Raw genomic sequence first — 23,791 nt, 5'->3', positions numbered from 1 at the left:
CGCCGCCCGCTCAGCTGAGCGGGCGGCGGTCGACGGGTTCGGCTAACCGGTGGTCGGGGACGGACTCGGGGTGCCCGCCGCCCCCGGGGTGGGACTCGGCGAACCGGTCGGGGTCGGTCCGGGTGAGCCGGTCGGGCTCGGCGCCGGGGTGCCCTGCGCCTTCAGCGCCTTGTCCAGCTCGTCCAGCGCCGCCTTCAGATCCGCCTGGGCCTTGCCGTAGGCGGTGAAGTCCCCCTTCTTCAGGGCTTCCTGACCCGCGGTGTAGGCGGCCTGGGCCTTCTGCAGCGCCGCCTGGACCGCAGGGGCCTGTCCGGTGGACGGCGGGGTGTTCGTCGTCGGCGGCTGATTCGGCTGGCCCGTGGTGGGCGGTTTCTCAACGTTCGTCCCGAAGACCTGGGCGAGCGCGTCCTGGAAGGTGGGCCCGAAACCGACCTTGCTCCCGAAGAGCACCAGGACCCGCTGGAGCGTCGGATAACGCCCCGAGGTCTCGGCCTTCGGCTGGACGTAGATCGGCTCCACGTAGAGCAGCCCCCCGCCGAACGGCAGGGTCAGCAGGTTGCCGTAGAGCACATCGGTGCCCGTGGCCGCTCCCTGCTGCCCACGCAGCAGGTTCAGCTCACTGGAGACCCGGGGGTCGGACAGGAACGTGTTCTGCGCCTGTTCCGGACCCTGGATCGTGGTGGCGCTCGGCAACTGCAGGATCTGCAGCTTGGCGTCCGGCGTCTGGGCGGTGGCGTCCACGGCCATGAAGGCGGCCATGTTCTGCCGGCCGTTCGGCACGAACGTCGACGTCAGCGAGAAGGTCGGGGTGGTGCTCCCCGGCATCCGCAGCGTGATGTAGTACGGCGGCTGCTTGCTCTTGTTGGAGGAGGGGTCGGCCGGGACCTTCCAGAAGTCCTGACCGATGTAGAAGGCGTTCGGGTCGGTCACGTGGTAGTTCGCCAGCATCTCGCGCTGCGCCTTGAACAGGTCCTCCGGGTAGCGAAGGTGCTGCTTGAGCTCGGCGGAGATCTCGTTGAAGGGCTTGACGACGCCCGGGAAGGCACTCATCCACGTCTTCAGGACGGCGTCCTTCTCATCCCACTGGTAGAGCGAGACGGTCCCGTCGTAGGCGTCCACGGTGGCTTTGACCGCGTTGCGGATGTAGTTGACGTTGTCGTTCGGCAGCTGGACCCCGGGCCGGCGGTCGGTGGTGACGTCCTCGATCAGCTCCCGCAGGCTCTTGCGCTGGGAGTACGGGTAGGCGTCGGAGGTGGTGTACGCGTCGACGATCCACACGATCCGCCCGCCGACGATGGCCGGGTAGGGATCGCTGTCCAGGGTCAGGAACGGCGCGACCTTCTTGATCCGCTCCCTGGGCTGGCGGGTGTACATGATCCGCGACTGCTCGTTGATGTCCGAGGAGAGCAGCATGTTCTTCTCGCCGAACTTGATCGCGTACAGCAGCTGGTTGAAGAACGACCCCATGGGCACGCCGCCCTTGCCGGTGTAGGTGTAGTTCACCTGACCGTTGGGCGCCGCGTCGTCGGGGTAGTCGAGCTCGATCGGCTTGGCGGACTTGGGCGCGCCCACGACGGAGTACACCGGGGAGTTCTCCCCGAAGTAGATCCGGGGCTCGAACTTGCCGAGCTGCCCGGCCGGCGGGATGTCCTTCTCCACGAAGTTGGGCCGCCCGTTGGCGTCGACCTGGTTGCCCGGCGCGGCCACGAACCCGAATCCGTGAGTGTAGACGAGGTGGCTGTTGATCCAGTTCTGCTGGGCGGTGGGCGGCGTCCCGATCTCCCGCACCGAGACCACGGTGTCCCGTACCTGACCGTCGATGTTGTACCGGTCGATGTCGAGCTGGTCGGGGAACCGGTAGTAGCCACGGATCTGCTGGAGCTGCTGGAAGGTCGGGGAGAGCCGGCTGGGGTCGAGGAGCCGGACGCCGGGGATGGTCGCGGCCTCGCTCTGCAGTTCGGACTCGCTCGCCTCGGTCTTGGCCGAGTAGTTGGTGACCTGGGCCTTGTCGATGCCGTACGCGGCCCGGGTGGCGTCGATGTTGCGTTTGATGAACGGCGCCTCCTTGCTCTGCTGGTTCGGCTTGACCTGGAACTGCTCGACGAGCGCGGGGTAGACCCCGCCGACCAGCACCGCGGACAGCACCAGAAGCCCGAACGAGACGCCGGGGATCATGCCGCCGCGCCGTACCACACCCGCGAAGAAGAGCGCGGCGCAGAGCAGGGCGATGAAGGCGAGGATGGTCTTGGCCGGAAGCACCGCGTTGACGTCGGTGTAGGAGGGGCCGTGCACCCGTCCTGCCTCGGAGAAGGCCAGTCCGTACCGGTCGACCCAGTAGGCGATCGCCTTGAGCAGGACGAAGGTGCCGAGCAGCACGGACAGGTGCACCCGGGCGGCCCGGCTGGCGGAGGCACCGGGGTTCTGCAGGCGGAATCCGCCGTAGACGTAGTGGATGATCGTCGCCATGATCGCCGAGACGATGACCGCGGCGAACAGGAAGCCCAGCACCATCCGGATGAACGGGTAGGTGAAGGTGAAGAACGAGATGTCCAGACCGAACTGCTGGTCCTTGACCCCGAACGGCGTCCTGTTCACGAACTGCAGCCAGGTCGTCCACTGCCCGGCGGCCGAGGTGCCCGCGAAGAAGGCGAGTGCGCCCATGACGGCGTAGAGGATCAGCTTGCGATGGGGGTCCAGCGCAAGCCGGTAGCGTTCGACACCCTGCTGGCCGAACATGGCTGTGCCGAACATGGGCCTCAGCCGGTAGGCCAGCAGCATGTTGCCGCCGACGACTCCAGCCATGAGCAACCCACCCAGGAGGAACAGGACGACCTGGGTCAGGAGCATGGTGGAGAAGACAGACTGATAGTCAACCGATCGGAACCAGAGCAAGTCTGTCCAGATGTTGGCGAATATCAGGAACAACCCAACAAGCACCGCAAGGGCGATCAATACCGGGATGAACAGCTTGGATCGCCGATTCAACCTGGGCCGACCGGCTCCGGAGGTCCGGAAGCTCACGCCTCCCCCTCATCTCAAACGACAACTACTTTGCCTGGAAACCTACACCCCTACACAGATCACTGGGCGGAGCACGACGGGACCTTGCCCGAACCGGTGCGGAGCGCGTCCATCGCCTGGATGGCTCCGTGCAGAGTCTCGACCTTCACCAGACGGAGGTTGTCCGGCACCGCCCGGAGCGCGTCCGCGCAATTGGCGGCGGGGGTGAGGAACACCGTGGCCCCGGCGTCGCGGGCCCCCACCATCTTCTGCTGGATGCCGCCGATCGGCCCGACCGCGCCCTCCGGGGTGATGGTCCCGGTGCCCGCGACGGACTTTCCACCGGTCAGATCGCCGGGGGTGAGCTTGTCGACGATACCGAGCGCGAACATCAGACCGGCGCTGGGCCCGCCGACCTCGCCGACGCTGATCCGGACGTCGAACGGGAATTTGAACATCGGGGACATGACGACGCCCACCACCGGCTGCTTGTCGGCGCCCGCCACCGTGGTCAATGTCACAGTGAGGGTGGTGGGGGTTCCCGAGGGCGCGCCCTTGCCCTGCTCGGTCCGCTTCACGGTGAACCTGACCTCGTCGCCGACCTTGTGCGCGCCCACCAGCTTCCTGACCTGCTCCAGGTCCTTCACCGGCTGACCGTCCACGTCGACGATCTCGTCGCCGGCCTTCAGCTTGCCCTCCGCGGGCTTGCCCTTCTGGGTGCCCGCCACCATGACGCCGGACCCGATCGGGATCTTCAGCTCGTTGAGCGCGGCGGCCGTGGCGAGCTGCTGGGAGTCGGTCATCTCCTGGGTGTTCTGCTCTTCGACCTCTTTCACGGTCGTCGCCTTGGGGAAGATGGTCTCCTCGGGAACGACGGCGACGGTGGGGTCGAGCCAGCCGCGGAGCGCCATGAACAGGTCGACCCGGGCGCCGGGCCCGCCTTGGTAGGCGACCGTCACCAGGCTGAGCTTGCCGTCGGTCGGGTAGGTCTGCCGGCCGCTGATGGCGATCAGCGGCTTGCCCTTCAGGGTGCCGAGGGTGTTCTCCGTCGGGCCCGGGCTGAGCACCACGTAGGGTACGGGCAGCCACGCGCCTGCGACGCCGAGTGCGAGCACGAGCAGGGTCGCGACAATCAGGGTCAGCGGTCGCCGGGACATGGTTGGCAGCCTATGTGGTGGTCGACGGGACGACGTCACTCACCGGCCCCGACCCATTCGGTCGTCCCGTCCGAGAAGACCTGGTGCTTCCAGATGGGCACCTCGCGCTTGAGGTCGTCGATAAGTCTGCGGCTCGCCGCGAACGCCTCGTCCCGATGGGCCGCCGCAACCGCCACGATCACTGCGATATCGCCGAGGCGCAGCTCACCGATGCGGTGTACGGCGGCGAGCGCGGTGACGGGGAAGTCCGCCGCCACCTTCTCCGCGACCCGCCTCAGCTCCCGCTCCGCGCTCGGATGGGCCGAATAGGCGAGCGCGCCGACGGGCTTGCCGTGGTCGTGGTCGCGCACGGTGCCCACGAACACGGTCGTGCCACCCGCGGCCTGGTCGGCGACGGCCGTCATGACCTCGTCGACGGAGAGCGGGGTGTCGCGAATGGCGAGAAGCCGGACTACATCCACGCCACGACACTACCTTTCCCCGCCGGGAGCCTCATGATGCGACTCGGGTTCTTCCCGGTCCGCGCCGCCGGCTACTTGTCGGGGATGTCGCGACGGGTGATCTTGGCGGGGCTGACCCCCGAATCGATCTCCACGTCGAGCGGCCGGGGCTCCTCCAGCGAGTCGGACTCGTTCGTCGACCACGTCGCCTTGCCCTCCGACTCGGCGCGGGTCGCGGTGAAGGTCCACCCCGGGGCGGCGCCCGCCACGACGATCTCCAGCAGGACGTCGTCCTCCTCGCTCACCAGGGCCTTGTCCAGCCCGTCGAAGGCCAGGTCGAGCCGGAACCTCCCCTGGGCGTCCGCCGTGGTCTTCACCACCGGCGTCCGGCGCTCACCGGCGTGCGCGATCAGCTCGACCTGGGCGCCGCCGAGCGGGGCGCCGCTCTTCACCACCGTGCCGAGGGCGACGGTGTCCTCCGTGGCGGTCAGGGCCGCGCTCTGCGGGGTGACCGGCACCGACGTGGGCGCCGCGGCGCCGCGCTCCTTCTCGGGTTCCCCCGCGCACGCCGTACCGGCCAGGAGCAGTGCCGCCAGAGCGAGTGCACCACCGAACCTGCTGAGGTGCATCGCATCCCCTAGACATCATCCGATCGCTGATCAACCTGGATGATCCTGGCGTATGCCCCGCGCGCCGCGCCACCGGAACACTCGATTCCACCCCGATAACCCGAAATATCGTGCGAACTCAGAATTTCCGCCTGCGCCGGGCACGCCGGACGATCGCCGCGGTGCCGATGACCGCGACCGTGGCGCCCGCCGCGGTGAGGGTCGCCTCCTTGCCGGTGAGCCGACGGCCGACCACCGCGTGCTTGCCTTCCCGCAGGCTCAGCAGCTCGGTCAGGGCCGCCTCGTTGGTCCAGGCCGGCTTCCACCCGGCCGCGCGCAGCACCGCGCAGTCGACCACCCAGGGATAGACCACGTAGTGCAGGTCGGTCGCCGGAGCCGGGGTGATGCCGAGGCGATGGAGCCGCTGCGCCGTACCGAACGTGAGGCCGGCGGGGAGCTCGAACCGGCGCAGCCCGGAGAGCTCCTCCACCGAGGACTGCTCCAGCCATCCCTCCGAGCCGACCGCCACCACCCCGCTCACCCGGTCCTGGGCGGCGAGCTCCAGCGCGGAGACCAGGTCGTCCACATGGCAGAACTGCCACCGGGGCAGGCAGCCCTTCACGGTGAGCAGGCGAGGCGCCTCGAAGTGCCTGGTCACGACGGTGTCGATCCCGGGCCCGACGAGCGCGGCGGGCCGCAGCACGGTGAGCGCGACCCCCGGGTGCGCCCGGAGCGACCTGCGGGCCAGCGCCTCGATCTCCAGGTGGTCGCCGACAACCCCGGAGTCGGGCTCCGCGGCCAGCGGGGCGTCCTCGGGGAGCGGCACCTCGTTGTCGGCCGCCGCGCCGTACACCATCGCGCTGGTCACCAGCACGACACGCCGGACCCTGGCCGCCGCGCACGCGGTCAGCACGGTCTGGGCGCTGCGCAGGTTGTAGGCGCGCCGCTCCTCGGGGTCGGCGTCCAGGGCGTAGTCCCCGGCGAGATGGACGAGGACGTCGATGTCGGAGATGCGGTTCGCCAAGAGCGGATCTCTGACGTCGATCACCCGCCAGGTGACGTCGGCGACGTCCCCGCGGTGATCGTCGATGGCCACCACCCTGCGGAAATCACCGGAAATCGCGACCCGCGCGAGAAACGCACGGCCCAACCCTGTGGCCGCGCCTGTGACGGCGACGACGGGCGCTCGGCGGCGTTTCGACGTAGGCACCTGCACTCACTTCGCTGTGGGACGGATAACGTGGCACTGTGGACTCCTCCATCCTGCACGAGGTCAACCAGTGAGTGACGACAGAGTGAACGATCCCGAGGGCCAAGGCCCCGAGGACAACCCTTTCGCGGTGTTTGGTGACCCCGCACAGATGGCGGCCGCCATGAGACAGTTTGCCGACATGCTCTCCGCTCCCGCGGGATCCGGCCCGGTCAACTGGGACATGGCGACGAACATCGCCCGGCAGGCCGTCGTCGCCGAGGGGGATCCGTCCCTGACCGACAACGAACGGCGCGCCGTCGTCGAGGCGCTCAACCTGGCGGATCTGTGGCTCGGCGAGGCCACCGTGCTCCCCAGCGGTCTGGTGCGCCCCGAGGCGTGGAGCAGATCCGAGTGGATCGAGAAGACCGTCCCGGTCTGGAAGCAGCTCTGCGACCCGATCGCCGCGCGCATGGTCGAGACCATGGGCGGGTCGCTGGGCGGCGGCGCCCTGCCGGCCGAGGCGCAGGCGATGGCCGGTCCGCTCTTCGGCGTCATGCGCCAGATGGGCGGGATGATGGTCGGCACGCAGATCGGGCAGGCGCTCGGTTCGCTCGCCCGCGAGGTGCTCGGCTCCGCCGACATCGGCCTCCCGCTCACCCCGAACGCCGCCCTGGTGCCCCCGGGGGTCGCCGCGTTCGGCGAGGGGCTGGAGGTGCCCGCGGAGGAGGTACGGCTGTACGCGGCGCTGCGCGAGGCGGCCCACCACCGGCTGTTCCAGCACGTGCCGTGGCTGCGGGCCCATCTGCTCGGCCTGGTGGAGGAGTACGCCAAGGGCATCGTGATCGACCTGTCCGGCCTGGAGCAGTCCATCACGCAGATGGATCTCACCAACCCGCAGCAGCTGCAGGAGGCCCTGGCCGGCGGCTCGCTGCTCAAGCCCGAGGAGACCGAGCGGCAGAAGGCCGCGCTGGCCCGGCTGGAGACCGCGCTCGCCCTGGTGGAGGGGTGGGTCGGGACGATCGTGAACGCCGCGGCCGGAAACAAGCTCCCCGCCTCGGCCGCGCTCGCCGAGACGGTACGGCGTCGCCGCGCCTCCGGCGGACCGGCCGAGCGCACCTTCGAAACCCTCGTCGGACTGGAACTCCGGCCGCGGCGACTCCGCGAGGCGGCCGTCCTGTGGGAGGCGCTCCGCGAGGCCAAGGGGGTCGAAGGGCGGGACGCGATCTGGTCGCACCCGGACCTCATGCCGCGCGCGGAGGATCTGGACGACCCGCACGGCTTCGTGCAGCGGAGCCAGCGCACCTTCGACATCTCCGAACTGACCGGGGAGAAGCCGGACGAGGACGATTGACGGTGGGCCTGCGTTCCGACGCGCTCGCCGTACTCACCGGGTGGACCGCCCCGGACCCCGCGCAGGAGCGGCTCCGGCTGGAGTTCCTGCGCCATCTGACCGAGAACGAGGACGGGATGTGGCGCTCCTGTGTGCCGGGCCACGTCACGGCCAGCGTCGCGGTCCTGTCCCACGACGGCGCCCGGGTGCTGCTCACCCTCCACAAGATCGCCCAGCTCTGGCTGCAGCTGGGCGGGCATTGTGAGGAGGACGACCGCACTCTGGCCGAGGCGGCGCTGCGGGAGGCCGGCGAAGAGTCGGGGATGCCCGGCTTGCGGCTGCTGCCCGGCGGCCCGGTCCGGCTGGACCGCCACCGGGTCCGGTGCCACCCTCCGGAGTGCTGGCACCTGGACGTGCAGTACGCGGCGGTCGCCCCGGAGGGTGGCCTGCCGGTCATGAGCGACGAGTCGAACGACCTCCGGTGGTTCCCGGTGACGGACCTTCCCCACCCGACCGACGACGCGGTCCGGGGACTCGTCGCCGACGCGAGCCTGACCCTGAACCGGTCGGCGGGCAGGTGACCCGCCGGGGTTCCCGGCTGATCCGCATCGGTTCCCCAGGCCCGGCACCCCGTCCTCCGGTTAGGGTCGAGGCGTGCTCACCGACGACGTCACGGCATCGGATCAGGCCCCCGGGCGACGGGCGCGCCGGGGCGTCCTCGTGTACTGGGCGATCCTGGCCCCCTTCGCCCTGTGGGCCGTCGTACGGACGTTCGGCGTCGATCTGGACGTCATCGCCTTCATCATGGCCTTCACCCCCTACGCGGGACTCGGCTCGCTGATCGTCCTGGCGATCGTGCTCAGGTCCCGCGGCAAGGCGCCGATCGCCGTCGCGCTCGCGACCGTGCTCGCGTTCGGCTTCGCGATCACGCCCCGCCTGCTGCCCGAGGGAAATCCGGGCACCGGTGAGCCGCTGCGGATCCTCACCGCGAACCTGAAGTTCGGCCAGGCCGACCCGGCGGGGGTCGTGGAGCTGGTACGGCGGCTGCGGCCCGATGTGCTGAGCGTGCAGGAGATCACCCCGGAGCTGGAGGAGAGACTCGACACCGCCGGGCTGAAGACGCTGCTGCCGTACCGGGTCATGGAGGCGACCTGGGGGGCGTCCGGAACCGGGGTCTACGCCACCCGGCAGCTCACCAAGCGCACCGGGCTGTTCACGCCCGTCGGCCACAACATGCCGGTCGCGCAGCTGCGGACGGAGGGCGGCCGAACCGTGGAGATCGTCGCGGTGCACCCCTACGCGCCGGTCCCCGGCACCGTGGACGTCTGGGCGGCCGGGCTGCGCGCGCTCCCCCCGGCGACCGGCGGGTACCGGATCCTCGCCGGGGACTTCAACGCCACGGAGGACCACCGCATCTTCCGCGACATCCTCGCCACCGGGTACACCGACGCCGCCGACGCGGTGGGGAGCGGGCTGACCCCCACCTGGCCGGTGGGCGGGCTCCCCGCGCTGTTCATGATCGACCACATCCTCGTCGACCGGCGCTTCTCGATCTCCGGAGCCGAAATCCACCCCATCCCCGGTTCAGATCACCGGGCCGTCTTCGCCGATCTGCGGGTGCGCTGAGCCCGGGGCGTCACCTGCTCAGCGGAGCCCCGCCGAGCAGGGCGCGGGTCTGCTCCCACCCCTCCAGACCGACGTCGAGACGGCGCAGGTCGGCCGGTTCGCGCAGCCGATGCCACCCCGGGCCCGCGTAGACGCGGCGCGGCCCGGGGGCGGCGGCGCGCAGCCGTACCAGCGCTTGATCGGTCTCGAAGCCGACCTCCACCCAGCCGGGCAGCGGAAGCCTGGCGGCGAGGGCGACGGGGGCACCTCGCTGGTCGGGGCAGATCGCCACCTCCCTGCCGCCCAGTCCGCGGAAGAGCTTGCCGATCAGCAGCGCCGGCAGGTCGGGGGCGTCCGCCGCGACGAGGACCGCCTGGGGGTCCGCGTCCGCCGCCCCGAGCCCGGCCATTCCGGCGAAGCCGGCCCGCACCGGATCCGGTTCGCCCGCCACGTCGATCACCGGGGTGCCCGGCCAGGTGATCTCCTCAAGCCCGGGGACCGCGGTGACCAGCACCGGGGTGACGGACTCCAGCCCGGCGAGGAGCTCGTAGACGTCTTCGGCGACCGCGGACAGGAATGCGGACCGATCCGTGCCGACGGGGGCGGCCGCCGCCATCCCGGGGGTGACGAGCACTCCGGCGAAGCGTGTCGTCACTGCTGGTCCACGTGTGCGGCGAGGGAGAAACCCTCCAGGAAGCCGCGGGCCCGCTCGGCCTTGGGGTAGCGCTCCACCAGCGCCCAGAACCGGGGGCCGTGGCTCGGCACGATCAGGTGGGCGAGCTCGTGGATCAGGACGTAGTCGACGACCCACGAGGGCATGCCCCGCAGCCTGGTGGAGAGCCGAATCGTCCCCTGGTCCGGGGTACAGGACCCCCAGCGATGGTTTTGGTTGTCCACCCAGCGCACGCTGTCGGGGTGAGCCCTGCCGTCGAGGTACCGGTGGGACAGGTCTTTCGCGCGGAGCACCAGATCGTCGTCGCTGGGCCTGCGGCGCTTCTCCTTGGCGGCCAGCCGGTCCAGCATTCGGCGCACCCACTGCTCTTCGTCGGACCGGCTCAGCCCAGCCGGAATCAAGACGACCGTCTTGTCGCCATCGCGATACGCGGAAACGGTTCGCCGCCTGCGTGAGCTACGACGGACCTCGACACTCTCGGGGGGCACATATGCACGGTATCCGAGACCACTCGAATTCCACAGGGGGTGAGCCGTGTTTTTGCTGGTCAGGCGCCATAATCTCATCCGTGGGCCACGGTGGTTTTCCGGGCCTGGGACCGGCGATCGGCGGAGACGCCGCCCATAGTCCACAAGGTTTTCCCCAGCGTTGTCCACAGACTTATCCACAGGCATCCGCCGTCGATCAGTGACGAAAGACACACGGTGACGAGCGCGCCATCTCCCGGTAACCACCCCAGGAGAGGGGGGATCCGACCGAGTTATCCACAGGCTGGGGAGAACCAGGCCCGCCCGGCGCCGATCCATGGCACCGTCGCTGCCCATGCCCCCGACCCCGCCATCGGAGACACCGGCGGCCCCCCGCCCCGACCTGCCGGTCCGCCCCCGACTCAAGCCGATCTTCCCGGTGCTGCGCCGTGACGGAGCGAGAATGCAGATCGGCGCGCACGCCCATCGTGCGATCATGCTCACCGAGCTGCACCCCTTGGTCCACCGGTTCGTGACGAGCCTGGACGGCTCCCGCGTCCTGGCCGAGCTCCGCACCCACGCCGCCCGACTCGGCCTCGGCGGAGCCGCCGCGGACCGCCTGCTCGGGCTCCTGGCCCGCCTCGGCCTGCTTGAGGACGTCGCCGCCGACCGGGCCGTGCTCCGTACCCTGACCATCCCCGAACGGGACCGGCTCGGGCCCGACCTGGACGCCCTCTCCGCCACCCCCACCACCACCGACGGCGGCCTCGCCACCCTGCGCAGACGCCGTGACGCGCAGATCCGGGTCTACGGGGCCGGGCGGATCGGGGCGCAGACCATCGTCCACCTCGCCGCCGCCGGGGTCGGGCACCTGTGCGTGGTGGACCCCGGCCGCACCCGCCCGCAGGACGTGGTCCCCGGCGGCCTGTCCTGGCCGGACCTCGGCACGCAGCGCCAGCACGGGGCGATCGCCGCCGCGGTACGGCTCATGCCCAGCCTCAACGCGTGGGCCGGGGACCAGGCGTCCAGCCCGCTCGACGGCGCGCCCTGCCCCGACCTGGTGATCCTCTGCCCGGTGGGCCCGCTCGACGGCGTCCTCATCGGAGACCTCATGGCACGTGAGATTCCCCACCTTCTCGCCTCGGCGGCCGAGGGTGTCGGCTCGTTCGGGCCGCTGGTGACACCGGGCCGGACCGCCTGCCTGCACTGCCTTGAGCTCACCCGCCGGGACCGCGACCCGGAGTGGCCGTTGATCGCCGCGCAGCTCGGCGGATTCCCCTACGGGGAGACTGCGTGCGATAGCGTGATGTCAACCCTGGTGGCGGCGCACACGGCCGCTCACGCCCTGACCTACATCGACGGAGGTCAATCGAGTGTGATGAACGGCACAGTGGATGTCATGCCTGATTACCAGCTGAGGCGTCGCTCCTGGTCGGTCAACCCGCAATGTCGTTGTAGTCGAAACGACTTCAAATGGCTCAGAATGGTCGCGTGAGCGACCTCCCTCGCCGCGCCGTGACGCGGTCCGCCAAGCTAGCGACCCTCCCGCTCGGCTATGCGGGGCGTACGGCCCTGGGCCTGGGAAAGCGTATCGGAGGCTCCTCGGCCGAGGCCGTCGCGGCCGACATCCGGCAACGGACCGCCGAACAGGTCTTCAAAGTCCTGGGTGAGCTCAAGGGCGGCGCGATGAAGCTCGGCCAAGCCCTGTCGATCTTCGAGGCCGCGCTGCCTCCTGAGGTCGTCGGACCTTACCGGGCAACCCTCACCAAACTCCAGGACTCCGCTCCCCCACTCCCCGCCTCGACGGTGCACCGGGTGCTCGCCGAGGAGCTGGGCGGCGACTGGCGGGAGAACTTCCTGGAGTTCGCCGACATGCCGGCCGCGGCCGCGTCGATCGGGCAGGTGCACAAGGCGATCTGGCACGACGGCCGCGAGGTCGCCGTGAAGATCCAGTATCCGGGCGCGGGTAAGGCGCTCCTCTCCGACTTCAACCAGCTCGCCCGGCTCGGCAAGCTCTTCGGCGGACTGCTCCCCGGCCTGGACGTCAAGGCCGTCCTCTCCGAGCTCAGAGAGCGGGTCGTCGAGGAGCTCGACTACTTCCGCGAAGCCGAGGCGCAGCAGGCCTTCGCCGCGGAGTTCTCCGGCGACCCCGACTTCCTGGTCCCCCGGGTCATCGCCTGCAACGAGCACGTGCTCGTCACCGAGTGGATCGACGGCAAACCGCTCTCCAAGATCATCGAGTCGGGGAGTCAGGAGGAGCGGAACCGGTCGGGGCTGCTCCTGGCCCGCCTCATCTACAGCTCGCCCGCCCGCGTCGGCATGCTCCACGCCGACCCCCACCCCGGCAACTTCCGGGTGCTCCCCGACGGCAGACTCGGCGTGCTCGACTTCGGCGCGGTCAGCCGCCTCCCCGAGGGCTACCCGGTGATGTTCGGCAGGCTCTCCCGCATCTTCAACAGCGGGGACATCGACACGGTGGTGGCCGGACTCCGCGCCGAGGGTTTCATCCGCTCGCACATCGAGGTGGACGTCGAGTCCCTCAGCCGATTCCTCGCCCCCTACCTGCAGCCCTCTCAGGTGGAGACCTTCAAGTTCAGCCGGGAGTGGCTGCAGGCCCAGGCCGCCACCGCGGCCGATCTGCGCCCCACCAACGTGATCAGGCAGCTCAACCTGCCGGCCTCCTACGTCCTCATCCACCGGGTGCACGCGGCGGCCGTCGGCGTCTTCTGCCAGCTGGAGACCGAGGCTCCCTTCCGCGGGGAGATCATCCGATGGATCCCCGGGTTCGCCCCCGAGCCGGAGCTCGAACTGGAGACGGGCTGACCGGCGGTCCTCAGGCCGAATCCCCGACCATCAGCACCGCCACCCCGGTGACCCGGTCCGCGGCCAGATCGGTCAAGGCCAGATCGGCCTGGTCGAAGTCGTAGCGGACCGTCGTGATCCGCGGCGGACGCCGCGCCACGTGTTCAAGGTAGGCGTGGCCGTCCGCCCGGGTGTTGGCGGTGACGCTGCGCAGCGTGCGCTCGTAGAACAGGTGCCGCTCATAACCGAGCACCGGGACGTCGGTGAGATGGATCCCGGCGACGGCGAGTGTGCCGCCCCGGTCCAGCGCCGCCAGCGCCGTCGGCACCAGATCCCCCACCGGGGCGAACAGGATCGCCGCGTCGAGCGGCTCCGGCGGTTCGGCGTAGGCGTCGTCCGCCGACGCCGCGCCCAGCTCCACGGCGAGCCGCCGCGCCTGCGCCGACCGGGTCAGCACATGCACCCGCGCCCCGTCCGCCAAGGCGACCTGCAAGGTCAGATGAGCCGAGGCGCCGAACCCGTACAGCCCCAACCGGCCACCCGGCGGAAGCTCCGCCCGCGAAAGCGCCCGAAAGCCGATGATCCCCGCGCACAGCAGCGGGGCGAGCTCCTGGGCCGGATACTCCTCGGGAAGGACGTAGACGAAATCCTCCGGTGCCACGACGTACTCGGCGTAGCCGCCGTCGGCGTCCCAGCCGGTGTAGGTGGAGTACGGGCAGAGGTTCTCCGCACCGCGCAGGCAGTAGGCGCACCGTCCGCAGGTGGAGCGGAGCCACGCCACCCCCACCCGGGTGCCCGTGGCGAGCCGCCCCGCCCCCGCGCCGTGACCGGCCACCCGGCCGACCGCCTCATGTCCGGGCACCGTCCCGGGCCGTCTCGGCGCCAGGTCGCCCTCCGCCAAATGCAGATCGGTACGGCAGACCGCGCACACCTCAACCTTGATCAGGACCTCGCCGGGCCCCGGCTCGGGCACCGGCAACCGCACGAACTCCAGCGGCCGCCCCTCGATCGGACCGGGCCGGGTCACCGTCCAGGCGTTCATCATGTACGCCATGTACCCAGGAAAAGGCCCGGGGAGGAGCCGTGTGCTCCTCCCCGGGCGGGGGCGTGACCGGGTCGGGTCCGGTTACGGAACCCGCTGGGCCGCGCGGTTTGGGTGTGATGCGGCCTTGGCGGCCTTGCGCTCGGCGCGCCTGGACGCCAGGGCCTCGGATATCCGTCGCCTGTCCTCGGCCTCCTGCAGGAGGCTCTGTATTCGGCTTCGGGCGAGTTCTTCATGAATAAACAACACTTCGTGGAATCCGTTCGCGGGGAAGTTGCTCATTGTGAGGTGTCCAATCTTCTGGTCGGGGTTCTGACCTGATCTAAGCTGCGACGTCGGTCTTCCGGGGACGTCCCCTGGGCCGCTTCCTCGGCACGATCACCCCGCGGAGGATGAGCTCGCCGCCCCAGACGCCCCAGGGCTCGGCCCGCTCAAGCGCGAGCGCGAGGCAGGTGCGCCGGATCGGGCAGCTCCCGCAGAGCGCCTTCGCGAACTCCACCTCTTCCGGGGACTCTGCGAACCAAAGGTCGGGGTCTCGACGACAGGGGATAATCTCGGCAACTTCGACCAGGTCGATCGCCGGGGCCGCCATCTGCGTCACCTCTCTGTTGGGTTTGACACTTCTGGTCTTGGGGGTAGCGGAGTGGATCGCGGCGAATGAAACAAGAAGGCCGCGGATCCTGGGAGGATCCGCGGCCTGAAGGCGGGCCGGTCAACGGCTGACCGGTAGCCTCCAGGGTTGCGGACCCCACGTGCCGCGCATGGCGGCGTGCATGGCCTGCTGGGCGTCGTTAATCGGCAGGACGGAGCCCAGCCGGACGGCACCGCTGATGCGGGCGGTCTCGGGCTCGGGGAGTTTGCCCAAGGGATAGGCCGGGGCGCTCGCCGAGACGACGAGATCGCCGATTCCCCGAGGACTGCCAAGATCGCCGGAAACGTGTGGCACGTCTCCGCCGCGCACAGGGAGCAGTCCCAGCATGAAATTCGCTTCTATCGTCTTCACGTGGAACTCACCTCCCTCTCCATGGCACACGGGCGCTCTATCACTGAGCTGAACAAGACCCTACGGACAGACTAAACTGCGCACAACCTATTTTCTACCTGCGATTTCTGTCACACGCGCGGTTCATCGCGAACCCGGATCATAGCCTCCTGGACCACCGAGACCGCGAGTTCGCCGGTCTCCGTGAACACCTGTCCCCGCGCGAGCCCGCGCGCCCCCGTCGAGATCGGGGACTCCTGGGCGTAGAGAAGCCACTCGTCGGCGCGGAACGGGCGGTGGAACCACATCGCGTGGTCCAGGGAGGCGCCGATCAGTTCCGACTCCCCCCAGGCCAGGCCGTGGGCGAGCAGGACGGTGTCCACCAGGGTGAAGTCGGAGGCGTAGGCCATGAGCACGACGTGGAGCACCGGATCGTCGGGGAGCCGGCCCTCGGTGCGGAGCCAGACCCGGGTCTCCGCGCCGCGCAGGGCCGGGTCTCTGCGCGCCTCCCAGGTGAGCGGGGTGACGTACCGGGAGTCGAACGGCCGGGGCTGGGTGAACCACTGCTCCCAGAGCGGGTTGTCGCCGATGATGCCGCGCGCCTGCTCGTGGAACTCCGGCAGGTTCTCGGGGCCGGGCACGACCGGCATGACGGCCGCCTGGTGCTCGATCCCCGCCTCGGCGTGGTGGAAGGAGGCCGACATCGTGAAGATGGCCTTGCCGTGCTGGACCCCGACGACGCGGCGGGTGGTGAAGGACCGGCCGTCCCGCACGCGGTCGACGTTGTAGACGATCGGTATCGAGGGGTCGCCGGGGCGGATGAAGTAGGCGTGCAGCGAGTGGACGAACCTGTCCGAGGGGACGGTACGGGCCGCGGCGACGAGGGCTTGCGCGGCCACCTGTCCGCCGAAGACCCGCTGGATCCGCTCCTTGGGGCTCCGGCCGCGGAAGATGTCGAGTTCGATCTGTTCGAGATCGAGGAGGTCGAGCAGGTTCTTCAGTGCTTCGTTCATCCGTCCTCATTCAACCCTTAGGGCACTTGTCGGGGGTGACCGCCGCCCATCCGGTTGGCCGTCCCGTGCTCGCGCAGGATCTGGAGCACCGCGGCGCCGTACCGCTCCAGTTTGACCCGTCCCACCCCGGCGATCGCCAGCAGGTCCCGTTCCGACGCCGGTACGCGCTCGGCGATCGCCTGGAGGGTGAGGTCGGTGAAAACCACGTAAGGCGGTATTTTGGCCTGCTCGGCGGCGACCCGCCGCCAGGCCCGCAGGCTCTCCAGGAGCTCCTCGTCGTAGTGGGACGGGCAGCCGGTGCACCGCCCGAGCTTCTGCTCGGCCGCCGCGGCCAGGGACCGTCCGCAGACGCGGCAGCGCACCGTCGCGGGCGCCGGGCGCGCCGCCTTGGCCGTACCGGCTCCGCGTTCCGCGCCGCGGTCGTCGTCCGCGCCGCCGGTGAGCCCGGTGAGGAAGCGGCAGGCGCGCCGGGACCGCCGACCGCCCGGGGCCCGGGAGAGAGCCCAGGAGAGGTGGAGGTGCTCCCTGGCCCGGGTGATGCCGACGTAGAGCAGCCGGCGCTCCTCCTCAAGCTGGTCGGGGGTCTCGGCGTAGACGATGGGGAGCGTCCCGTCGGCGAGGCCGACGAGGAAGACCGCGTCCCACTCCAGGCCCTTGGCGGCGTGCAGGCTGGCCAGGGTCACGCCCTCGATGGGCGGGGCGTGCTGCTCGGCGGCCCGCCGCTCCAGTTCGGCCACGAAGCCGGGCAGGGTCGTGCCGCCGCCCTCGAGGCTTTGGGCCAGCTCGGCCAGGGCGTTGAGCGACTCCCACCGCTCGCGGGCGACGCCGGGCCCGGGTGGCTCGGGGGTGAGGCCGACGCCGTGCAGGATGTGGCGGACGACCGGGACGAGCGGGTCGGCGGGGTCGGCGGCGCGGGCGGCCCCGCGGAGCAGGACCACGGCCTTGCGGACCTCGGGCCGCTCGAAGAACCGCTCCGCGCCCCGGACCAGGTAGGGGATGCCCTCGGCGGTGAACGCCTGCTCGTACGCCTCGGACTGGGCGTTGATCCGGTAGAGCACCGCGATCTCGCGGGCGGGGGTGCCCGCGGCGAGCAGTTCGCGGACCCGGCCGGCGACGCCCGCGGCCTCGGCCGGCTCGTCGGCGTACTCCTTCATGATCGGCTTCGGGCCGTCGGGGCGCTGCGCGACGAGCGCCGGGCGCCGGGCGCGGACGGGCCCGGCGGCCCGGCCGATGACCTGGTTGGCCAGCTCCACCACCTGCGGGGTGGAGCGGTAGGTCCGCACCAGGTTGACCACGACGGCACCGGGATGCTCGACCGGGAAGGCGGTCAGGTAGTGCGGGGTGGCGCCGGTGAACGAGTAGATCGTCTGATTGGGGTCCCCGACCACGCAGAGGTCGTCCCGCCCGCCCAGCCAGGTGTCCAGGAGCAGCTTCTGCAGCGGGTTGACGTCCTGGTACTCGTCCACCGTGAAGTAGCGGTACCGCTGCCTGACCTCGGCGGCCACCTCGCGGTGCTCGGTGAGGATCGCGGCGGTCAGCTCCAGGATCGTCTCGAAGTCGAGCAGGTGCCGTTCCCGGCGGAGCCGCTCGTAGGCGTCGTAGAGCCGGACCAGCTCGGTCACCTCGACCGACGGGGCACGGCGGTGTTTGGCGGCCTGGGCGGCGTACTCCTCCGGGCCGATCTGGGAGACCTTCGCCCACTCGATCTCGGCGGCGACGTCGCGGAGCTCGCCGCTGTCCGGGGCCCGTCTGACCAGGCGGCACGCGTCCACCAAGAGAGGGATCTTGGATTCGATGATCTTGGGTGTGTCGCCGCCGATCACCTTCGGCCAGAAGTAGGTGAGCTGACGGAGCGCCGCCGCGTGGAACGTCTTGGCCTGCACGCCGGGCGCGCCGAGGGTGCGAAGCCGCTGGCGCAACTCCCCCGCCGCCCGGGTCGTGAAGGTCACGGCGAGCACGCTCCCGGGCTCGACGACGCCGGTGCGCACCGCGTGCGCGATCCGATGGGTGATGGCGCGGGTCTTGCCGGTCCCCGCGCCGGCCAGCACGCAGACGGGTCCGCGGACTGATTCGGCGACCGCGCGCTGCTCCGGATCGAGACTGCCCAGGACGTCGTCGGCTTGCATCCGCCCATCCTCCCACCGCACGGCCCGCCACGGGGGTTGACAACGGGTCACATGATACGAGTGAGACACAGGTAGGCGCGTGGGGTGGGCTACGCTGCGTTTGTCCATCAGAATGGCTGCTTACTGTCTGTCCACTGAGAGGACCGTGTAATGCGGCGCGGCATTGGCCTGGCCACGGCATTGACAACCGGTTTGGTGCTGATCGGGGGGACGCAGGCGGCGGCGAGCCGGACCGTCGTCTCGGCTCCGCCCAAACCCAAGTCTTCCGCCCCGGCGCCGGTGACCACCGAGAAGAAGAGTTTCGGCTACGGATCCAACCCCGCTCAGCAGACGGATGTCTACTGGCGGAAGAGCACCGTCAAGCAGCCGGGCGTGGTCCTGGTGCACGGCGGCTGGTGGTCGGGCGGGGACAAGTCCTCGCTGGAGACCGCCGCCCGCTCCTTGGTCAAGAACGGCTGGGTCGTCTACAACGTCAACTACCGGCTGTCCGGCGAGGCCTCGTGGCCGGCCCAGCGCGACGACGTGCTGGCCGCGATCTCCTGGGCCCGGACCAACGCCGCCAAGTTCAACCTCAACCCCGACCAGATCGCCGTCCTCGGCGTCTCGGCCGGCGGCCACATCGCCGCGGCCGCGGGCACCTACGGCAACGGCGCCGCCAAGCTGCGCGGAGTGGCGTCGGTCTCCGGGATCATGTCCCCGATCACCGCCTACGACGACGGCGAGTCGCTCGTGGACGACGAGACGTTCAAGCTCCGCGTCTCCGCCGAGCTGCTCGCCGGGGGCTGTCCGCCGGACGCCTGCCCCGAGGTCTGGAACGACATGGAGATCCCCCAGCAGGTGAGCGCCGGGGACGCCGCCCACTACCTGGTCTACTCGGCGGAGGAGTTCGTCCCGCCCACCCACGGTGAGCAGCTCGCCCTCAAGCTCAAGGCGTTCGGCGTGCCGGTGACCCTGCGGGTCCTCCCCGGGGACAAGCACGCACCCCTGTACAGCTCCGGCGAGGTCGACAAGATCGCAGCCTGGCTGAAGACCCGGTTCCCGAGCCCGCCCGCCGGTGGAAAAGGTAAGTCCGACACGAAGAAATAGCGTCCGCTCGCTGTGTGTTGTCACAGGATGGCAGTCGTCGGAATCGGAGGAACACATGACGAAACCCGCTGAGCTCACGGTGTACTCCACCACGTGGTGTGGCCCCTGCAAGCGGCTGAAGAGCCAGCTGACCAGGGAGGGCATCGCCTACCGCGAGATCGACATCGAGCGCCACCCTGAAGCCGCGGCCTTCGTCATGAGCGTGAACAACGGCAACCAGGTGGTCCCCACCGTTCTCCTGTCCGATGGGACCGCGCTGACCAACCCGTCCGTGGCGCAGGTCAAGGCACATCTGGCGGCGCTGGCATAGCGCGACCCCACCCGCCTGACGGGTCACCGCCGTGAACCCCACTCCGCCAAGCGCCGGGTGGGGTTCGTCATGGGAGCCGCTCGCCGTACCACCTCTCGATGAGCCGGTGGGCGATGGAGAGTTCGCCGGGAAGGATGATCTCCCCGTTCCCCACCTGGGCTTTCAGGTCGGCCCGGCTTACCCAGCGGGCTTCGGCGATCTCGGCCGGGTCGCAGTTCAGCTCGGTGGAGACGGCTCGGGCGAAGAAGCCCAGCATCAGGCTCCGCGGGAAGGGCCAGGGCTGGCTGCCGAGGTACTGCGGGGCGGTGACGGCGACGCCGACCTCCTCGGCGACCTCCCTGATCACCGCCTGTTCGAGGGATTCGCCCGGCTCGACGAACCCGGCGAGGATGGAGAAGCGCCGCTCGGGCCAGCCCCGTCCCCGGGCGAGCAGGCAGCGGTCGTCGGCGTCGTGGATCAGCATGATCACCGCGGGGTCGATCCGGGGGAAGTGCTGACTGTCGTCCCGGGGGCAGATCCGGGTGTGCCCCTCCAGGCCGACCTCGGTACGGCTGCCGCAGCGCGGGCAGTACTCGTGGGTGGCGTGCCAGGCCTCCAGCGCCACGGCGTAGACGAGGAGTCCGGCGTCGCGGTCGCCGAGGAGCGCGCCGACCTGCCGCAGGTCGGCCGGTTCGGCGTCGTCCACAGGGCTGAGCGGTGCGCTGACCGCGTAGTAGGCGGTGCCGTCGTCGTCGACGCCGAGGAGGTAGCGCTCACCCTCGGGGGCCTGCTCGGGCGTGAGGAGCACCAGGGCGGTCGAGCCGGCGTTCCGCCGTACCAGCGTCCGCCCGTTCTCGATGGGGACGACGCGGGTGCGCGGGTCGCGCCACACTCTTTCCAGCCAGGTCGTGTCGGCGCGGAGCGCGCTTGAGCGGTTCACCGTCGATCGCGACAGGAGAAGCGGTCCCAGCAGGCTCTCCTCCAGATCGAACTCCACTTCCGCCCCTTCCCGTTTCCCCACCCAGGGCACCCTAGCGCGACATTCCCACCAGCCGATGCCACGGTCATTGTCCCGTCGTCCCGCACGGTGATCGTTAAGCGGCTAAGATGTCTAGGGTTAGGTTAGCCTTACCTCATCAGGAAGTTGACTCGCGTTGCGGCTGTACATCACCGCGCTCAACCCCACCGACTCGGTCACCGACGGCTTCATCCCCGCGGCCCGCGCACTGGGATGTCAGGTGACGGTCCTCACCGATCAGCCATGGGCGCATATGACAGCGTACGACCTCTTCGGCGACGTCGAGGTGCTGTCCTGCCGGCCCCGGGACTTTCGGGCGGTCATCGATGTGATCGCCCACCACCATCCGGCCGACGCCGTCTTCACCAACTCCGACCACCTCCAGGCGCCGACCGCGCTCGCCGCCGAGTACCTCGGGCTGCCCGGCAAGGACTGGCGGGCCGCGACAACCTGTAAGAACAAGGCGCTCACCCGGCGCCGGCTCGCGGCTGCCGGGGTCGAATCGGTGCATGCGGTACGGCTGGCGCCGGACGATCCGGTCACCTACCCCGGTCCCTACCCCGCGGTGGTCAAACCGCGCGAGGGGGTGGCGAGCGAGGACGTCCTGCTGGTCGGCGGGGACGACGAACTCCGGGCCGCCGTCACCGCGATCAGGGCCCGGCGGCCGGCGGACGCCCTCGTGGTGGAGGAGTACCTCCCCGGGGAGCTGCACACGCTGGAGACGCTGGGCGACGGCCGGACCATGTGGGCCCTCGGCGGGTTCCGGACCACCCTCAGCCCACCGCCCCACTTCATCGAGGAGCGGCTGGACTGGCGGAACGAGGAACCGCAGGAGCACGTGCTGGCGGCGCTCCGGGCGCTCGGCGTCGGCTTCGGCGCCTGCCACACCGAGTACGCGATGACCGGCGCCGGCCCCCGGATCGTCGAGGTGAACTACCGGATGATCGGCGACCACTGCGATTTCCTCCTCGGCGACCTGCTGGGCCTTTCGGTGTTCGAGCGGGACCTCCGGCTCTACCTGGGCGAGCCGCTCCCCGCCGAGGGGCCGCCCGCGCCCCGCGGGCACGCGGTGGTGGAGAGCGTCGTGGCAAGCCGGCCCGGGACGGTCGTCGCGGCGCCGCCGCCGGTCGCGGACGCGCGCTCACCGGCGGGGGACGTCCGGCTGTGGCATCGCCCCCTGCGCGCCCCTGGCGACCAGATCACGATAAATCGCACAAACCGTGACTATCTCGGGATCATTCGTGCGATCGGTCCCGATCAAGCGGCGACCGACGCAGCCGTCGCCGGATTCCGGGACGCCAACCCCTGGACCATCGAATGACCGCCCCCGGCGACCGGGACGGCCGGCTCGCCGCCCGGATCCTGGACACGCTGCTCCGCGAGGACTACGCGGGCTTCTCCCACCTGGTCCACCGGAGCAAGGAAGGCGTCGCACTCCACCTGCCCACCGGACGGCGGGTCCCCCTCACCCCCGGCGGCCTCTTCCAGGACTTCACCGTCGCCCGGGCCGCCCACGGCCTCACCGTGGCGGAGGTGCTCGGCGCCCTCGACCGTCTCGCCGACCCCGCCGACCGCGACGGGGTCGCGGCGTTCCGCCGGGAATGCGAGGAAACCCTGGCCACGATCGCCCTCCACGACGCCCACCACCGGCAAACCCTGGACCGCCTCCGCCCGGCCGACCGGCACGGCCCGGCCGGCGCGCTCTACTACGACACCCTCGCCGCCTACACCGACCACCCGGTCTACCCCACCGGACGGTGCAGGCTCGGGCTCAGCCAGGCCGAGCTGCTGGCGTACGCGCCGGAGTTCCACCCGGTCTTCCCGCTCCGCTGGATCGCCGTCCCCCAGCCGGCGCCCGCCGGCCTGCCGTCCTGGTGGCCGGGGCCGGGCGACGTCGGGCTGCCCCCCGCGTTCGAAACCGGCCACACCCTCTACCCGGTACACCCGCTGACCGTGCCCCACCTCCCGCTCACCGAACTCGGCGCCGTCCTCGGGCACACGCCGTACCTGCCGGTCGTCCCGACCCTGTCCATGCGGACCGTGGCCGTCCGGGACGACCCGGGCAGCCACCTCAAACTGCCGCTCGCCACCAGCACCCTCGGCCTGCGCAACCGGCGCTCCATCAAACCCGGCACCCTCGACGACGGCGCCCGCGCCGAAGGGCTGCTCCGGCGGATCCTCGCCCGCGAACCCGGGGCGCGGATCCTCGTCGCGGACGAGCAGACCCATCGGCACACCGGCCACGAGTACGCCGCCTGGATGCTCCGGCGGCTGCCCGAGGTCGGCCCGGCGGCGGAGATCGTCTCGGTCGCCTCGCTGCTCGCCCCCGCGCCGGGCGGCGCCACGGTCCTCGCCGAGACGGCCGGCCGGCACGGCGGGGGCGACCCGGTCGCGCTGCTCGACGAATACCTGGGCGTCCTGCTCCGCTGGAACGTCCGGCTCTTCGTGGCGTACGGCGTGGCCCTCGAAGCCCACCAGCAGAACCTCGCCATGATCCTCGGGGACGGGCCGCTCAAGCTGCTCGTCAAGGACAACGACGGACTGCTCGCCTCCCCCGAGACGCTCCGCGGCGCGGGCCTTCCCGCCCCGCGGTTCACCGACCGGCGGATGCTCACCGACGACCCGCACTCCCTCGCCGACGTGTTCGTGACGATCACGCTTCACCTCGCCTGCGCGGCGGTCGTCTTCGGCGCCGCGCAGACCGGTCTGCTCGCCGTGGACACGGCCGGGCACCTGCTCCGGCGGCGGCTCGCCGAAGCCCTCGACGAGCACGGATCCCATCCGCTGGCCCGGCTGCTGCGCGCCCGTACCCTCGACGCCGCCCGGCTGGTCGGCAAATCGATGGTGATCGCCGGGACGCTGGTCGACAAGACGCGTAGCGGCGCCCGGGACGTCAACAAGTTCTACGGGACCTCAGGACCCAACTACCTTCGCGCCTTCCGAGAAAGGAAGCCCGCTTAA

22 protein-coding genes are annotated in these 23,791 nt (G+C 70.6%); 9 read left to right on the top strand and 13 right to left on the bottom strand.

The features are described 5' to 3' along the window. Positions 1-42 precede the first annotated feature (42 nt). The 5 genes from RUR_RS15050 to RUR_RS15030 form a co-directional block, all read right to left on the bottom strand. On the bottom strand, positions 43-3,021 hold the full coding sequence (locus tag RUR_RS15050; RefSeq protein ID WP_283135644.1) for a UPF0182 family protein: 2,979 nt from the start codon (positions 3,019-3,021) through the stop codon (positions 43-45). Positions 3,022-3,080: 59 nt separating this feature from the next. Continuing rightward, positions 3,081-4,157 (bottom strand): YlbL family protein, encoded by a 1,077-nt coding sequence (locus RUR_RS15045; protein ID WP_283135643.1) that lies wholly within the window; start codon positions 4,155-4,157, stop codon positions 3,081-3,083. A 35-nt stretch (positions 4,158-4,192) separates the two neighbouring features. Continuing rightward, positions 4,193-4,618, bottom strand: coding sequence for a molybdenum cofactor biosynthesis protein MoaE (locus RUR_RS15040; protein ID WP_283135642.1), 426 nt, complete (start codon positions 4,616-4,618; stop codon positions 4,193-4,195). A gap of 71 nt (positions 4,619-4,689) precedes the next feature. Further along, positions 4,690-5,226, bottom strand: a complete 537-nt coding sequence (locus RUR_RS15035; protein ID WP_283135641.1) for a transthyretin-like family protein — start codon at positions 5,224-5,226, stop codon at positions 4,690-4,692. Between the two features lie 118 nt (positions 5,227-5,344). Beyond that, positions 5,345-6,415: an NAD-dependent epimerase/dehydratase family protein gene (locus tag RUR_RS15030; protein WP_283135640.1), complete on the bottom strand. Its 1,071-nt coding sequence runs from the start codon at positions 6,413-6,415 to the stop codon at positions 5,345-5,347. A gap of 151 nt (positions 6,416-6,566) precedes the next feature. On the opposite strand from RUR_RS15030, the gene RUR_RS15025 reads away from it, so the two are divergent. The 3 genes from RUR_RS15025 to RUR_RS15015 all read left to right on the top strand — a co-directional run bounded on the left by RUR_RS15025 (position 6,567) and on the right by RUR_RS15015 (position 9,353). Further along, on the top strand, positions 6,567-7,748 hold the full coding sequence (locus RUR_RS15025) for a zinc-dependent metalloprotease (RefSeq protein WP_283135718.1): 1,182 nt from the start codon (positions 6,567-6,569) through the stop codon (positions 7,746-7,748). Between the two features lie 2 nt (positions 7,749-7,750). Next, positions 7,751-8,308 carry an NUDIX hydrolase gene (locus RUR_RS15020; protein ID WP_283135639.1) on the top strand — a complete coding sequence of 186 codons (558 nt, stop codon included), beginning with the start codon at positions 7,751-7,753 and terminating at the stop codon, positions 8,306-8,308. Positions 8,309-8,381: 73 nt separating this feature from the next. Beyond that, entirely contained in the window at positions 8,382-9,353 is a 972-nt protein-coding gene (locus RUR_RS15015) for an endonuclease/exonuclease/phosphatase family protein (protein ID WP_283135638.1), read from the top strand. A gap of 10 nt (positions 9,354-9,363) precedes the next feature. Here the strand turns inward: RUR_RS15015 and RUR_RS15010 are convergent, their stop codons facing one another. Then, positions 9,364-9,987, bottom strand: a complete 624-nt coding sequence (locus tag RUR_RS15010) for a hypothetical protein (protein ID WP_283135637.1) — start codon at positions 9,985-9,987, stop codon at positions 9,364-9,366. After that, entirely contained in the window at positions 9,984-10,493 is a 510-nt protein-coding gene (locus RUR_RS15005) for a M48 metallopeptidase family protein (RefSeq protein WP_283135636.1), read from the bottom strand. The genes RUR_RS15010 and RUR_RS15005 overlap by 4 nt, the downstream gene beginning before the upstream one ends. 334 nt (positions 10,494-10,827) lie before the next feature. On the opposite strand from RUR_RS15005, the gene RUR_RS15000 reads away from it, so the two are divergent. Both RUR_RS15000 and RUR_RS14995 read left to right on the top strand, forming a co-directional pair. Next, positions 10,828-11,967, top strand: a complete 1,140-nt coding sequence (locus RUR_RS15000) for a ThiF family adenylyltransferase (RefSeq protein WP_283135635.1) — start codon at positions 10,828-10,830, stop codon at positions 11,965-11,967. After that, positions 11,964-13,295 carry an ABC1 kinase family protein gene (locus tag RUR_RS14995; protein WP_283135634.1) on the top strand — a complete coding sequence of 444 codons (1,332 nt, stop codon included), beginning with the start codon at positions 11,964-11,966 and terminating at the stop codon, positions 13,293-13,295. Before RUR_RS15000 ends, RUR_RS14995 begins: the two co-directional genes overlap by 4 nt. Before the next feature lie 10 nt (positions 13,296-13,305). Here the strand turns inward: RUR_RS14995 and RUR_RS14990 are convergent, their stop codons facing one another. From RUR_RS14990 to RUR_RS14970, 5 genes are all read right to left on the bottom strand, one after another. Further along, positions 13,306-14,328, bottom strand: a complete 1,023-nt coding sequence (locus RUR_RS14990) for a zinc-dependent alcohol dehydrogenase family protein (protein ID WP_283135633.1) — start codon at positions 14,326-14,328, stop codon at positions 13,306-13,308. 310 nt (positions 14,329-14,638) lie between these two features. Beyond that, positions 14,639-14,908, bottom strand: a complete 270-nt coding sequence (locus tag RUR_RS14985) for a WhiB family transcriptional regulator (protein ID WP_283135632.1) — start codon at positions 14,906-14,908, stop codon at positions 14,639-14,641. Positions 14,909-15,028: 120 nt separating this feature from the next. Further along, on the bottom strand, positions 15,029-15,319 hold the full coding sequence (locus RUR_RS14980; RefSeq protein ID WP_283135631.1) for a hypothetical protein: 291 nt from the start codon (positions 15,317-15,319) through the stop codon (positions 15,029-15,031). 110 nt (positions 15,320-15,429) lie between these two features. Continuing rightward, a complete protein-coding gene (locus tag RUR_RS14975) occupies positions 15,430-16,311 on the bottom strand; it encodes an acyl-CoA thioesterase (protein ID WP_283135630.1) in 882 nt (293 codons plus the stop codon). Positions 16,312-16,328: 17 nt separating this feature from the next. Beyond that, positions 16,329-18,437 (bottom strand): ATP-dependent DNA helicase UvrD2, encoded by a 2,109-nt coding sequence (locus RUR_RS14970; RefSeq protein WP_283135629.1) that lies wholly within the window; start codon positions 18,435-18,437, stop codon positions 16,329-16,331. A gap of 150 nt (positions 18,438-18,587) precedes the next feature. Here RUR_RS14970 and RUR_RS14965 point away from each other — a divergent pair, with 150 nt between their 5' ends. Together RUR_RS14965 and RUR_RS14960 are read left to right on the top strand one after the other, a co-directional pair. After that, on the top strand, positions 18,588-19,523 hold the full coding sequence (locus RUR_RS14965) for an alpha/beta hydrolase (RefSeq protein ID WP_283135628.1): 936 nt from the start codon (positions 18,588-18,590) through the stop codon (positions 19,521-19,523). Between the two features lie 55 nt (positions 19,524-19,578). Then, positions 19,579-19,833, top strand: coding sequence for a mycoredoxin (locus RUR_RS14960; RefSeq protein WP_283135627.1), 255 nt, complete (start codon positions 19,579-19,581; stop codon positions 19,831-19,833). Positions 19,834-19,900: 67 nt separating this feature from the next. On the opposite strand, the gene nudC is transcribed toward RUR_RS14960, so the two are convergent. Continuing rightward, positions 19,901-20,809, bottom strand: coding sequence for an NAD(+) diphosphatase (gene nudC, locus RUR_RS14955; RefSeq protein WP_283135626.1), 909 nt, complete (start codon positions 20,807-20,809; stop codon positions 19,901-19,903). A 157-nt stretch (positions 20,810-20,966) separates the two neighbouring features. Between nudC and RUR_RS14950 the strand changes: the two genes are divergently transcribed. Both RUR_RS14950 and RUR_RS14945 read left to right on the top strand, forming a co-directional pair. Further along, positions 20,967-22,151: an ATP-grasp domain-containing protein gene (locus RUR_RS14950; protein ID WP_283135625.1), complete on the top strand. Its 1,185-nt coding sequence runs from the start codon at positions 20,967-20,969 to the stop codon at positions 22,149-22,151. Further along, positions 22,148-23,791, top strand: a complete 1,644-nt coding sequence (locus RUR_RS14945; protein ID WP_283135624.1) for an IucA/IucC family protein — start codon at positions 22,148-22,150, stop codon at positions 23,789-23,791. Before RUR_RS14950 ends, RUR_RS14945 begins: the two co-directional genes overlap by 4 nt.

Origin of the sequence: Rhizohabitans arisaemae (genome assembly GCF_025996515.1) — a bacterium.
GTDB lineage: Bacteria > Actinomycetota > Actinomycetes > Streptosporangiales > Streptosporangiaceae > Rhizohabitans > Rhizohabitans arisaemae.
The sequence above is the reverse complement of the archived record's forward strand: the minus strand, read 5'-3'. Positions and strand labels throughout refer to the sequence as shown.